10 protein-coding genes and 1 pseudogene are annotated in these 13,726 nt (G+C 49.3%); 2 read left to right on the plus strand and 9 right to left on the minus strand.

The window, feature by feature from the left end:
* Positions 1-210 precede the first annotated feature (210 nt).
* Positions 211-747, minus strand: coding sequence for a hypothetical protein (locus GPJ68_RS20945; RefSeq protein ID WP_180836967.1), 537 nt, complete (start codon positions 745-747; stop codon positions 211-213).
* A 101-nt stretch (positions 748-848) separates the two neighbouring features.
* On the minus strand, positions 849-2,072 hold the full coding sequence (locus tag GPJ68_RS20950; protein WP_180836969.1) for a PD-(D/E)XK nuclease family protein: 1,224 nt from the start codon (positions 2,070-2,072) through the stop codon (positions 849-851).
* Positions 2,073-3,035: 963 nt separating this feature from the next.
* On the opposite strand from GPJ68_RS20950, the gene GPJ68_RS20955 reads away from it, so the two are divergent.
* On the plus strand, positions 3,036-4,232 hold the full coding sequence (locus GPJ68_RS20955; RefSeq protein WP_180836971.1) for a site-specific integrase: 1,197 nt from the start codon (positions 3,036-3,038) through the stop codon (positions 4,230-4,232).
* A gap of 59 nt (positions 4,233-4,291) precedes the next feature.
* Here GPJ68_RS20955 and GPJ68_RS20960 read toward each other — a convergent pair whose 3' ends face one another.
* The 6 genes and pseudogenes from GPJ68_RS20960 to GPJ68_RS20985 all read right to left on the minus strand — a co-directional run bounded on the left by GPJ68_RS20960 (position 4,292) and on the right by GPJ68_RS20985 (position 12,320).
* The gene (locus GPJ68_RS20960; protein ID WP_180836973.1) at positions 4,292-5,011 is read right to left on the minus strand and encodes a hypothetical protein; all 720 of its coding nucleotides are present in this window, start codon (positions 5,009-5,011) and stop codon (positions 4,292-4,294) included.
* A gap of 60 nt (positions 5,012-5,071) precedes the next feature.
* Positions 5,072-5,769 (minus strand): IS1-like element IS1B family transposase gene (locus GPJ68_RS20965; protein WP_235611130.1). Its coding sequence is split into 2 segments (ribosomal slippage): positions 5,072-5,520 and positions 5,520-5,769, totalling 699 coding nucleotides; the frame shifts between segments, so codons are not numbered across the junction.
* A 39-nt stretch (positions 5,770-5,808) separates the two neighbouring features.
* A pseudogene (gene tssC, locus GPJ68_RS20970) lies at positions 5,809-6,981 on the minus strand (type VI secretion system contractile sheath large subunit); the annotation flags it as partial.
* Between the two features lie 65 nt (positions 6,982-7,046).
* Positions 7,047-7,544 carry a type VI secretion system contractile sheath small subunit gene (tssB, locus tag GPJ68_RS20975; RefSeq protein WP_104651872.1) on the minus strand — a complete coding sequence of 166 codons (498 nt, stop codon included), beginning with the start codon at positions 7,542-7,544 and terminating at the stop codon, positions 7,047-7,049.
* 471 nt (positions 7,545-8,015) lie between these two features.
* The gene (gss, locus tag GPJ68_RS20980) at positions 8,016-9,878 is read right to left on the minus strand and encodes a bifunctional glutathionylspermidine amidase/synthase (protein WP_016154486.1); all 1,863 of its coding nucleotides are present in this window, start codon (positions 9,876-9,878) and stop codon (positions 8,016-8,018) included.
* A gap of 153 nt (positions 9,879-10,031) precedes the next feature.
* The gene (locus tag GPJ68_RS20985; RefSeq protein ID WP_104651871.1) at positions 10,032-12,320 is read right to left on the minus strand and encodes an FdhF/YdeP family oxidoreductase; all 2,289 of its coding nucleotides are present in this window, start codon (positions 12,318-12,320) and stop codon (positions 10,032-10,034) included.
* A 218-nt stretch (positions 12,321-12,538) separates the two neighbouring features.
* Here GPJ68_RS20985 and yghU point away from each other — a divergent pair, with 218 nt between their 5' ends.
* Complete coding sequence (gene yghU / locus GPJ68_RS20990; protein ID WP_016154488.1) at positions 12,539-13,405, plus strand: glutathione-dependent disulfide-bond oxidoreductase; 867 nt, start codon at positions 12,539-12,541, stop codon at positions 13,403-13,405.
* Between the two features lie 50 nt (positions 13,406-13,455).
* Here yghU and hybG read toward each other — a convergent pair whose 3' ends face one another.
* On the minus strand, positions 13,456-13,704 hold the full coding sequence (gene hybG / locus GPJ68_RS20995; protein ID WP_003024459.1) for a hydrogenase maturation factor HybG: 249 nt from the start codon (positions 13,702-13,704) through the stop codon (positions 13,456-13,458).
* Between the last annotated feature and the right edge of the window lie 22 nt (positions 13,705-13,726).

Consider the following 13,726-nt stretch of genomic DNA (forward strand, 5'->3'; position numbering starts at 1 on the left):
CCCCAACTGGTATAGTCAAAAGTGACAGGACTACAGTTATTCAATTACTGATTAGACTATGGCAAGATTTCCATGACACGATAGCCCCCAATCAACAGTATCGTTCAATTTGGCTTCCGTTTAAGAAGGTTCGCCACTTTATAGAAACCGCCTGCCAATTCTCCGAAAGTAAGCATGGATTGGTAAAAATGTAGCTATATTGGGGGGTATTTAGCCCGCCATCTGGATAAATATTTCAACTGGCACCCCCATCAGGAACGCACCAGCCAGATAGCGCTGCTCAGACAGGTCAGCGAGAACCTGTTCTTTGCTGCTGCGGAATATCTCAGGGCAGTCTGGTAATAGCGACTCAACACCACAAGTCGCCGCAACTGCACAGCAATCGAGCAATCGCGGCAAGGCATCATCATAGGTAATGTCGGCATCATCCCCCCAGTAATCGTCCTTTTTCATAATATATGCTTTCATCTGGTGGGGATCGCTATTCCACGGCAGGACGGCATAGGCCGGATTTCTACCCTCGAAGATCTGCACCAGTTCGCTGATCTTGGCATTCACCAAATACGCGCTTTGGTGCGCCGTTATGTCATGTTTTGCCTGCTGAATTCGCGCATGCCATGCCACACGCTGCAAACCATCCAACAACTCGTTCACGACCGGAATACTGTTTAGCCAAATCTTCCCGTCGCTCTCAGCATCAATCAACTGCTGCATACCTAGCGGAATGCTGTCTTCGATATTATCCATATTCCCTCTCACAGATTTTACTTACCACATTAAGTCGTGATCACGTCTTGTCCTCATTGGCTATCTACCACTGCAGGCGTTTGCTGCAGACGATCAGATAATTAACGCAATAAACCCATATCCAGCGTTTCATGAACGGCCAGAATCGCTTCACGGGTAGCTGCAAAAATACTGTCTGCATCACGCTCACGGAGCTTCGCCCAAACCGCGCCATCATTACCCCAGTCTCGAGGAATACGATTTTTCCCTTGCAGATCGAAACCCCTGCTCCACCATGACCAGTATTCGCTGGATTTACCCTGCGTGTGTGGAAATATCTCTGACATGGCAGCAGCTATTTTTGCAGATTGACCTTCAACCAGACTCACTCCCGAAATGCCAAAAAATAAACCATAATAACCTGAATATTCAAACTCCCAGCACAAAGAGTAATTACCATTCGGGCTTAATGGGATATAAAAATTAGCCCCACGTTTCGATAGGTCCCCATCCGAGGTTTCAATAGAATAAGGATGATTAATGAAACTGGCATTTAAATCAGAAATAAACTCTTTGAATAAATCGTTGCGAACCTCATTCATCTGGTTAAAAATCATAAATGCCGATTCTATAGAGTAGCTATCCTTGCGGATGATTTCTGACAACTCACGACTATTATCCATTATGAACTCACCATTAATTGACTGGTTGATATATTTAATCAATGATTCAACAAATATTTTGACCGCACCTGCCCGAACATGCAATAAACATTCGTTCAGCCATTTGACGACTTCATGCCAGGATATCGTTAGGATATGTTGCTTCAGTGCTTCCGGAGTATTGCCAGGAAGAGTCCACTCTCCCGGATCCTGATTGCATAAATAAATTAACTTCCATGGTCTTTCACATTTGTTCAGCCATAATGCATAATCCCGTAACTGATTTTCCTGATCTGCTGCCCATGGCTTATTTTCGATAGCAATAAAACCCTCTGAAGATGTCATCAACAGGTCTATCTTTCTTCTGTTTTCAATAGTGACTTCATAATCAACCCTGACTTTATGATGGCTACCTCCGGTGGTTATAGGGCTATCGTGCCCACTCTTTTCAATGAGGGAGAGAAATCCCTTTAGAAACAGTGATGACTGACCATGAGTTTCATCAGGAGAAAGCAAAAATCGTAGATAGCGTGAAAGGGCCAGTTCGTCATTCTTCAGCCAGTCCATGAGGCTGAAATCAGGTGCCAGCTCGGCCTGATAGCGTAATTTAGCCAGAGTCGTCACTTCATTCCATCGTGCAACACTATCCAGAAGCGCTGCAGCATGCTGCTGTATGGCATTCATTGTCTAACCCTTTTGGCAAATGATGCTCACCACACTAACGCTGTTCACGGTATGAGCAAGTGCAAACTAGAAAAGATCTGATCAGCATCAACATAGAACCTTTCCCCCGTCCCTTTCCCGCAATATCCCCGTAGTTTTCCCGTCACAGAGATCCACACATCCCTTGCATACCAGCACTTTGCTCCAAATTTCCCGTTTCCCCGTTCGATTTTCAATGGGTGGTACTGAGAATTTACCGCCGAACACAGCACTTATCTTTACCCTATCATCTGGTTGCTTTCAAAAAGTGAAAGTAAATCCGTCCTAAATAAACACCATAAGCTAATTGTTAATAACAGACTACACTGAGAGAGCATTCTTTTCATATTGAACCCTGACTAAACTTGATAGTTTATTAAATGTGATTAGTATTATTGAAGCAGGTAAATGTGGAAATTTATCATTGATTAAATCATCTTAAAGAAATTTAATTGATCATAAAAAATCACAGTTCATAACTAAATCATACTCGCATCGCTCAAACATTAATGCCCATTGGAAAAATGAAACCACATACAAATTCATTTATATATTATTCATATAGGTTGTTTATTATCTAATAAGTTTACCCTCTTCACTGAAGAATCAATAGTAAACAGTACACCATTGCATTTTATTCAGTGCCCGCCCCAGTGCATTATAACGGGGAAACGGGAAATACTTTGCCAGGCCGTTATGACACAACGCTTTTTCACCTCCCGTTTTCAGAAATTCCACCGGGTAAGTTGCGGGAAGACCAGAGACAGACCGGAGAATTCTGGCGCTAACATTCACTCCATCAATAACCGTCATTGCCAAATCATAGTCATACTGCCTTTTTTGCCCCAACGCGCATTACACACTGAGGCACGGGACTCTTCCCTCCCTGCCTCACTTTCTGACCTCACTAACGTATTAATCACCCCTGCATAAGGAGACTTCTGCATGTCCACACCACGCCGTTTTAAGTTCACTCACCGCCTCATTGATGGTCTGCCTCCTAATGAATCCGATGCCCCTTCCCGTGAAGCCGAGTATAGCGATACCGAAATCAGCGGGCTCAAGTGTCTGGTAGGCAAAGGAGAAGGCAAGAAGAAGTTTCTCCTGCGCTATCTCTGGCAGGGCCGCAAACGCGCCATCAGTATTGGTCACTGGCCGGAGATTGACGTTACGACAGCCCGAAAGATTGCCACTGAGATGAAATGCCAGATAGCCACCGGCACTGACCCGCGTTACGAGCGGGACAAATGCCGGGCCATTCCTACCCTTCAGGAAGCTTTCAGCCAGTATTATTTCCCGTGGGCAAAGTTGCATAAAAAGAGCTGGAATAAGGATGAACAGCGCTTTCGTGACCACATTGCCCCGGTGATGGGAAATCTGCTGCTTAATGAAATCACGCCCCGTCACGTCACCCACCTTCAGTCTTCGTTGTGCGAAACCTGCCAGCCCGCCACCAATAACCGTGTCATTGCCCTGCTGAAGGCCCTCCTCAGATGGTCACTACGTCATGAGATGGTGATGGTGAACCCGGCGGCAAACATCCCACTTCTGCGTGAAAATAACGCCCGCCAGCGTTATTTCTCGGAAACGGAAATCCGGCGCATATTCGAGGCCGCCAGTGAAGACAACAGCCGTGTAGTCGGGATTTATATTCGTTTACTACTGCTGACCGGATTGCGGCGTGACGAGCTGAGGCTGGCAAAATGGGTACATTACAACAGGCAAGAGGGAACGCTGTGGCTACCGGAAACCAAGAACGGCTCAGGGCGACTGGTTCATCTCAACAACTGGGCGGTAAAGCTGATTGATGAGCTGCCCCGCTTCGGCGGCAATGTATGGATGTTTGGCGGCAAAATTCCGGGCAAACCGGTCTGCAATGTCACTAAAGCCTTTAGGCGCATTATCCGACGGGCAGGCATCTACGATGAGGAGGTCTGTATTCACACATGCCGCCATTCAGTCGCAGCATTAATCGTTTCACGTGGAGGCACCTTATATGACGTCCAGGCCCAACTCGGACACCGCAGCATTCAGTCATCACAGCGTTATGCTCATCTGCATCCGCAGCGGCTGAAAGCGACCGGCCAGTTGATAGAGCAACATATTGGTAATGCACTGGCATTTTCCGGGCCATCTGATTAATCAACAGACATGAGAAAGGCCGCCTGTGCTGGCGGCCTGTGGAATCAATGACTAAGAATTCAGAAACTGGCTTTGGCAAATTCAGCGGATAAGCAGTACCCGGTCACGTTCACTTTTTGTATGGTCCGGCGTGTCGTCAGGCGATCGCCTTCCGGGCGTGTCAGATAACCTTCTTCGTCAATTAAGCGGGCCAGTTTTTTCGCAGACAAGCCCCAGTTCATGCCAAGTTTCTCAAGTGTGTCCGGCAGTATTAAATAGCTCCCGTCATTTAGAATATACCCGGCAGTATCGGTTTTACGGGACGCAAAACAGGGCATTTTCGCATCAATAAATTTTGACCGGTTCACTGCAATGAAGTTCTGAACGGTAATCAGGACGTTCTGCTTACGGCCCGCATCAGAACGATAGTTCTGCAACCAGCGGTTAAAAGCTACATAAACAACATCAGCGATCTCTTCTTTTTCCCATGGCAGGATTTGCCACTCTGATGCCAGAGCGCCCGCAAGATAAAGGATTGCAAAACGCTGGAGAGCTCTGCACTCAACAGAATTAAGGGTGATCAGGCCTGCATGTAAACGTCGTTTCATCTCATCAAGCATGACATCCAGGTCTGCTTTCAGAAAATCAGAGGTCGCTTTCCAGTCAAAATATTTACCCTCTTCATCGGCAAAGCCCGTCAGACAACGAATGAATTCATAACCAGCACGACCATGGCAGGTCAGCAGGCTAGTTTTTATCTCACCAATGCGCTGTCGGGCAGCATCAATATCTTCATTCACGCCACGGGAATCCTCTGCCGTGACAGGAATAGACAAGGCGCGATGGGTAATGACTCCAACTTATTGATAGTGTTTTATGTTCAGATAATGCCCGATGACTTTGTCATGCAGCTCCACCGATTTTGAGAACGACAGCGACTTCCGTCCCAGCCGTGCCAGGTGCTGCCTCAGATTCAGGTTATGCCGCTCAATTCGCTGCGTATATCGCTTGCTGATTACGTGCAGCTTTCCCTTCAGGCGGGATTCATACAGCGGCCAGCCATCCGTCATCCATATCACCACGTCAAAGGGTGACAGCAGGCTCATAAGACGCCCCAGCGTCGCCATAGTGCGTTCACCGAATACGTGCGCAACAACCGTCTTCCGGAGCCTGTCATACGCGTAAAACAGCCAGCGCTGGCGCGATTTATCCCCGACGTATCCCCACTGTTCGTCCATTTCCGCGCAGACGATGACGTCACTGCCCGGCTGTATGCGCGAGGTTACCGACTGCGGCCTGAGTTTTTTAAATGGCGGAAAATCGTGTTGAGGCCAACGCCCATAATGCGGGCGGTTGCCCGGCATCCAACGCCATTCATGGCCATATCAATGATTTTCTGGTGCGTACCGGGTTGAGAAGCGGTGTAAGTGAACTGCAGTTGCCATGTTTTACGGCAGTGAGAGCAGAGATAGCGCTGATGTCCGGCAGTGCTTTTGCCGTTACGCACCACCCCGTCAGTAGCTGAACAGGAGGGACAGCTGATAGAAACAGAAGCCACTGGAGCACCTCAAAAACACCATCATACACTAAATCAGTAAGTTGGCAGCATCACCGGTTTTTGAGCCGAGTTAGCAGAAAAGAAGCAGGCGTAATCACGGTTCTTATAATAAGAAAGCGGAATAAAGCCGAGGTTGGCGAATTCAAACTCCCGGGTTTCCGGAATCATCACCTCAGACGGGATCTTCACCTGATTACCTGTCCCCAGATCGTACAGATGGATAGGCAAGTCTTTAACCGCACCACCCGCCTGTGGTCCACGGATCTGGACGCACCAGCCATTCTTGATAAAACTTTTCACCATGTTCACAGCGAAAGAGAAAGAGGCGCTGGTCCACAGATATTTTTCATGATCCGGGCCCTTAACTTCTTCAACATAGTTAAAACTACGTACCGGCACGGTATCAGGACCATACGGCAGGCGACCCAGTACACGCGGCATAGTTAGTCCGATATAGCGTGAATCGTCGCTATCACGGAATGCTTTCCACTTGATGTATTCAGCTCGTTCGAAATAATCATTGATATCTTTTATGGCCGCGACTTCTTCCATATTTTCCTTCAGGAAGAATTTCGGCCCAACGGAACCAATGAACGGCATATGACAGGCAGCCGACACACCCGAAATATTGCGCAGCAGTGCAATATCCTGTGGGCTGTTATCAAATTCGTATGCTGAAATCATTGCCGCAATGGGTTCGCCGCCTGGCTGATCATATTCTTCAATATAAACATGGCGATATAACCCACTTTGGATAAGTTCCGGCGCGTCGTCAAAATCATCACGCAGCGCGTCCTTGCTGATATCCATCATTTCTACACGGACATTTTGGCGAAAATCGATACCGGTGATCATCGAGTGCACACCACGCCAGAGCGATTCTTGTTTTTGAAATTCAGCATGGTGCATAACTTCATTAACCTGGTCGCTAATCTGCTTGTCCAGACGAGCAATCTGCTCATCGAGCAGCGTTTTATCCAGGCGTTCTACTGGCTGCGCAGCATCCGCCAGACAAGAGACCAGAACCTGAATAGCGGCGGTCACGCGTTCAGCCGGAGCGGCATCAGAAAGCGCTTCATCGCTCTGCCATGCATCTACATTTTTTAATGTCGAAACCGGGGAAAGATTAATTTTGTCAAAGAGGGATTGATAAACGCTGCGTTCACTGGTCGTGGTGGTCGCGACTGAAGAGGTATGTTCCTGAACAGACATCAACATATTCCTTTTATGATCCTTTACTATTCCTGCCAATTAAGCGGAGGAAACCCTGTATAACGTTAAATCTCTTCTGGCATCATGGTTGCCAGTTCATCACGCAGTTCCTGACTCAGGTCTGGATTTTTGAGGATGATTTCCAGCTCGCGACGAAAAGCAGCGTTATCGAGTAAGTTAGATTTCAGGTCGCGCAGTAAGTTACGCATAGCCAACAGAACGCGTAATTGTGGGATATTTCGTGCAACCTGCTCAGGTTCAAAATCGCGGATATTTTTAAAGGTAAGGTTAATATCGTCAGTTCTGTCTTCACCAGCTAACGTATTTTTAACACTCATATTTACTACTGGTGCGAACTTAGCTAACACATCATTGAAATTATTTTTATTAATATCAACCTTTTCGCGCTCGGATAATGGTCGTTGTTCTCTACCATTACTGAAATCACCTACAGCCAAAAGTTTTAACGGCAATTCAACCTTTTTCTGAACGCCTCCGGTATGTAAATCTAACTTAATATTAACACGTGCCGTCGGCACTTCATTCTGAAAACTGTCACCCATACGTCCCTCTCAGACCGGCGGTTCCTGCCGATATTTTACATTTCCTAACGGAGCATTTTCCAATCGCTCAACGTGTTTCTTACATCGTCATTTCTGCGGGCAGTCAACAACAACTGTTAATGACAATTAACGATTATAATTAGTATGCTAACGTAATCCGACATATTACCTGAGATAAAATATGATCAATATCACTAATACACCAAATAATACATTAGTATTATTCATCTAAAAACAAAATCAAGAAAGTATATTATCTAATACAAACGGAGGAAATTAATTAACGTTGAAAACATTCATAAAAAGAATGTTTTTGAGCTATAAAATATTAATTAAAGTAATAATTACCATTATATCTATATTCCATGTAACTTATTTAAATATATAATCAGCGTCAATTTAACTACAAACAGAAAAAAGCCGGAGATATACTCCGGCTTTTCGCATTTCAATCAAGAACACGCAAAAATATTACTCTTCCTTCACCACAATCAGCGGCTCGATATCGCTCTCTTTTTTAATCACCAGCGACTCATCGCCGCGCAGGCAGGTCCCCCCATAGTTACCGCCTACGGTGAAGGTACAAACCTGAATATATTTACCGGCAATTTTTGGCAGACACCAAAGCTGCTGATAAATGTTCTTCTGCTCGGCAAACTTTCCGCTGGTTTTATCCAGTAACTCTTCCTGATGGCTCACCAGATCGATGTTGCTGCCACAACGTCCTGCAATAGGTTTCACTGCATAACCGGTTTGCGCCAGCTCTTCATTAACAGTGAAATCAGTATCAAGCAGATAGCGGTGGTGTGGGAACAGTTGCCACAGGATCGGCAGAATCGCTTTATTACCAGGGATCACCGTCCACAGAGGTTCAAAGACCAGCACTTCCGGGCGCAACAACACGTCGATTAAACGCACTTCCTGATTCGTATGCCCGGTACGAATTGGTACCGCAGCGTACTCCGTTTCACTGACCTCTCGCACCTGCTCAATTGCGGTTTCCCACGCCCAGGTTTTCCAGACGCAGTTCACCAGACGACCGTCCCCGTCAATCAGCTGACCAGCGTCATCCCAACGTAGCTCATCGAGGCCACGCAGAATTTTACTGTCAAACCCGGCCTGACGTAGCGCCTGCTGCATAAACTGAGCGTGGTAGTTTTCCTCTATATCTTTATCCTGCATGATGTGGACAAAAGGACGCGCGCGGCTGTGCTTCCAGGCCCCCGCCAGTTCGTTGATTAATCCTTCAGCTGGGTTGTGTCCCTGTCCTGTATAGCCCTGCTCGGCCCATCTTTCGAGGATCAAACCGGCTTCGGTATGGCACGATGCGGAATCGGCGTTGTACTCATACACCTTCAGTCCGCGTTCATCCATACAGAAATCCATACGTCCCGTAATCATATGATGCCGACGACGCTGCCAGGAAAGGCGCAGACGCGGCCAGAGGATTTTCGGGATATCGAACAGCGCCAGCAGGTTGTCATCTTTCAGCACTTTGTCGGTCGCGTGCAGATACATCAGGTGCAGCTCGTTGGTGGCTTTGATCAGCTCCTGCTCTGCACTCTCGGTAATGGTGAAGTACTGATGCGGATCCTGATTAATAACGTGGCCGTTCGCCAGCACGTAGGCTTTCTGCAGCGGATCCTGTTCATCAAGCCATTTACCGTCAAACTGACCATTATCTTCCAGTCGCGCGCCGCCAATTTTCAGCGAGTCATTGGCGATCTCCGGCTGCGGCAGGCTGTCACGCGTATCATCGGTCTGGATCATCCAGCCAAGGATGGTGGTGTCGTCAAAGGTATCACGCAGGGTGTAACAACCGTTTTCAACCACCATCTCCAGTTCGCGGGTCCACTGCTGTCCGGGAGGCAACGGCGTATGGAGCACGTTCTGTTCGGCAATACGGATTTTGTTTTCCAGCAACTGGGTGACGACCGCCACATGGCCGGTATCGTTAAACTCACCGCCTTTTTGCCAGATAAGCAGAGCACCGGCTACCGGCGCGCGGGGTGAACCATTCGGAAATGCCTGTAACGGCAGGATATTGTCATTCACCACTTCGCGCAGAAAGCGTAAGGAAAAGATCTCCCAGGCCATGCCTACATCGGTGAAGACCACGCCATAATTAAGGAAGAGAAAGCGGCGTGCGAACTCTACGCACTGCCATTTGTGGCCCATGTATTCGTCGTCGATATAGCTGCGAAATGCCGCATCATCGTCGTAGTCCCGTGGGTCGAGGGAGCTGTAATCTGAAGAGTAGATTGCTACGCCGCCTGGGGCGTAGCCCAATAATGTCCCGAATGGGGCATCCTGACTGGTCGTTCCTTTGCTCATGCACCTTACCTCAAAACAATACAGCCTGAGCAGGTTGGCGTGAATTTTTCGCTCTGATTGCCTGCTCTGCGACACTAACCGGACAGAGGTCAACATCATCATACACCTCAACGCAGCGGCTGGCGCTCAGAGGCGAAAAATTCACAGCAGGAACTACGCTTTTGTCAGGGTGACCGGTACGCTTTTATACGCCGGAGTCAAACTTTGTGTGTCCACCGCATCCAGCGAAAGCAGGACATTCGCTTCTGGCAGATAAGCGCCTATTGAGCCCACCGCCATGTTGTAAATCACCACCGTCAAACCGCACATAATGCGATCCGCACAGGGCTGGCCGCGGTCGTCCAGCGCCTGAACGTTGACCACATCTCCCTGGTTCAGACCGCGAGTCGCCGCTTCTTCAGCGCTTAAAAACACCACATCCCGACGACCGGTAATGCCACGGTAGCGATCGTTCATACCATAAATAGTGGTGTTGTATTGATCGTGGCTGCGCAGCGTCGCCAGAACCAGTGCATCGGCAGGCTGATTTTCTCGCTCTACCGCCCGCTGATGGCTGACGATAAAATTGGCTTTACCATTCGCCGTACGCCATTCACGGCGCGAAGCGGGCGTATCCATACGAAATCCGCCCGGCTCGGCAATACGGGCATTGTAATCGTGGAACGCCGGGATCACGGCTTCAATGGCGTCACGGATCAGCGCGTAGTCCCCGGTTAACGCTTCCCAGTTGATCGGCGAAAGCGGCAGAGTGGCGTGTGCCATGCCCGCCACAATCGCGGGTTCCGATTTTAACCAGCGGGAAGCTGGCTTCAGCGCGCCGCAGGAAGCGTGGACCATCGACATCGAGTCTTCGACGGTCACCGACTGGATCCCCGTCGCCTGAATGTCGCGCTCCGTTCGACCTAATGCAGGCAGCAGATAATTATGCTTTGCCAGCAGCAAATGCGATCTGTTCAGCTTGGTCGCAACATGGACCTGCAGATCCAAATTTTTCATCGCCGCAAAGGTACGCTGCGGCTGCGGCATCGCCACCGCCAGATTGCCACCCATGCAAATGAGCGCTTTTGCCTCTCCCCGTTCGATGGCCCGAATACTCTCCACGCTGGAGCGGCCATGTTTACGCGGCACACGGATAGAAAAATGCGTCTCAAGGCGTTGCAGGAAGTCTTCGGATGCCGCTTCGTTGATCCCCACGGAACGGTCGCCCTGCACGTTAGAATGACCGCGCAACGGGCAGATCCCCGCCCCCGGCTTACCCATATTGCCTTTCAGCAGCAGCAGGTTTACCAGTTGCTGGACGTTCTCAGTACCGTTTTTATGCTGGGTGATGCCCAGACCATAACAAATAATAGTGGCACGAGATTTACTGTAGCTGTGTGCCAGGTCCTCCATCTGACTGCGCGTCAGGCCCGAGTCCTGTTCCAGCTCCGCCCAGTTATGCTGACGTAAGTCATCATACAGCGCTGCATATCCAGCAGTATGCTCATCGATAAACGCATGATCGAGTGTCGGTTGCTGATCCAGTAAGATCCGCGCTTCATCCATTTCGATCAGCGCCTTCATGATGCCTTTGAGCAGCGAGGCGTCACCGCCCATTTTTACCTGGTAGTAGTCGTTGCTCAGCTGCGTCGACTGGCCGGTGAACATCTCTTTCGGGCTTTGCGGGAAACTAAAGCGCTCAAGCCCCCTTTCGTTCAGCGGATTGATAGAGATTATTTTAGCCCCGCGTTTGGCAACGTCGCGTAAGGTGGTCAGCATACGTGGATGATTAGTGCCAGGGTTATGCCCGATACAAATCACCAGATCGCAATGGTCAAAATCGTCAAGTTCAACGGTCCCTTTTCCAAGGCCAATGGCCGGCGTTAGCCCTGCGCTGGTCGGTCCGTGGCACATGTTTGAGCAATCAGGAAAGTTGCTGCTGCCATATTCTCGGGCAAATAGCTGATACAGGAACGCCGCTTCATTTGACGTTCTGCCGGAGGTGTAAAACTCAACCTGCTGGGGTGAATCATAGCTGCGCAGACGCTCGCCGATCTCCTGGAAGGCGATATCCCAATCCACCGCCTGCCAGGTATCTGATGCTGCATCGTATTTCATCGGATGCGTCAAACGACCGATATTTTCCAGCTCATAATCGCTGTAGTGCCAGAGTGTGGAAACCGGGTGACGGCTGAAAAATTCCGGTGACGCTTTTTTACTGGTTGTCTCCCAGGAGACCGCCTTAACGCCATTTTCGCACAGCTCCATTGGCGCACGGTGCCCTGGGTCCGGCCACGCACAGCCCGGACAGTCGAACCCTTTCACCTGGTTCATTTTGAACATCGCGATAATGTCGCGGGCGACAGCCTTTTGCGAAAACACCGAAGCAGTGACGGCTTTTACCGCGCCCCACCCACCCGCCGGGCCCTGATAACCGCTTACTCCTGGAACACCATTTTTCATTATTACTGCTTATTCACCGCCAATTTTTAATGGTGAATACGGTAGCAATTTCCGTCCAACATTGATTTCCTCTTCATGGAGTACGGAGCGAGTACAATGAACGGGTTAGATTTATCTTCCCCTTTCAGCACAAAGCGACATAAAGTCCCAATCTGTTAAATTGAGTTCTACCTAACTGCTACACTGCATCAACACAACCACTCAGAAGGCAGGTCAATATGTCAGACAATACCTATCAGCCCGCGAAAGTCTGGACGTGGGAAAAATCGAACGGGGGCGCATTCGCCAATATCAACCGCCCGGTTTCCGGAGCCACCCACGAGAAAACGCTGCCGGTTGGCAAACATCCGCTGCAGCTCTATTCGCTGGGTACGCCAAACGGGCAGAAAGTGACGATCATGCTGGAGGAGTTGCTGGCGCAGGGGGTGAAGGGCGCGGAATACGATGCCTGGATTATCCGCATTGGCGATGGCGATCAGTTTTCCAGCGGCTTTGTTGAGGTGAATCCGAACTCGAAGATCCCGGCGCTACGCGATCACTCGCAAAACCCACCGGTTCGCGTATTCGAATCTGGCGCAATCCTGCTCTATCTGGCGGAAAAATATGGTTATTTCCTGCCGCAGGATTTGGCAAAACGCACCGAAACGCTGAACTGGTTGTTCTGGTTACAAGGCGCAGCACCGTTCCTCGGCGGAGGCTTTGGCCACTTCTATAACTATGCTCCGGTTAAAATTGAGTACGCTATCAATCGCTTCACCATGGAAGCCAAACGCTTACTCGACGTGCTGGATAAGCAATTGGCGCAACATCAGTTTGTGGCCGGAGATGAATACACCATTGCCGATATGGCGGTCTGGCCATGGTTTGGCAATGTGGTTCTGGGCAACGTCTACGACGCAGCAGAGTTCCTTGACGCAGGAAGCTACAAGCACGTACAACGCTGGGCAAAAGAGATTGCAGCGCGTCCGGCGGTTAAGCGTGGTCGTATTGTAAACCGCACTAACGGACCGCTGAACGAGCAGCTTCATGAACGCCATGACGCCAGCGACTTCGATACCCAAACCGAAGATAAGCGCCAGAACTAAAATAAATTGCCGGATGGCAACCGCTATCCGGCAATTTCATTCAGGATTTGTCACGCGCTGGTGACGTCGTACTCCATGCGGCGAAGTGCGTCTAACGTGGCTTTAGCTTCATCTTCATCAATGATGCTCATGGCGAACCCTACGTGCACCAGCACCCATTGCCCGACCAGCTCAGCTGTATCACCTTCACAAATCAGGGCAATATTGACATCACGTTTGATGCCGCACACTTCAACCTGCGCAAGCTGGTGAATATCTTCACCAACGGCCAGAACCTGACCAGGGACTCCAATACACATATCTGACTCCGCCCCATAGCAA

The sequence above is a fragment of the Citrobacter sp. 172116965 genome, assembly GCF_013458095.1.
GTDB classification, from domain to species: Bacteria; Pseudomonadota; Gammaproteobacteria; order Enterobacterales; family Enterobacteriaceae; genus Citrobacter; species Citrobacter braakii.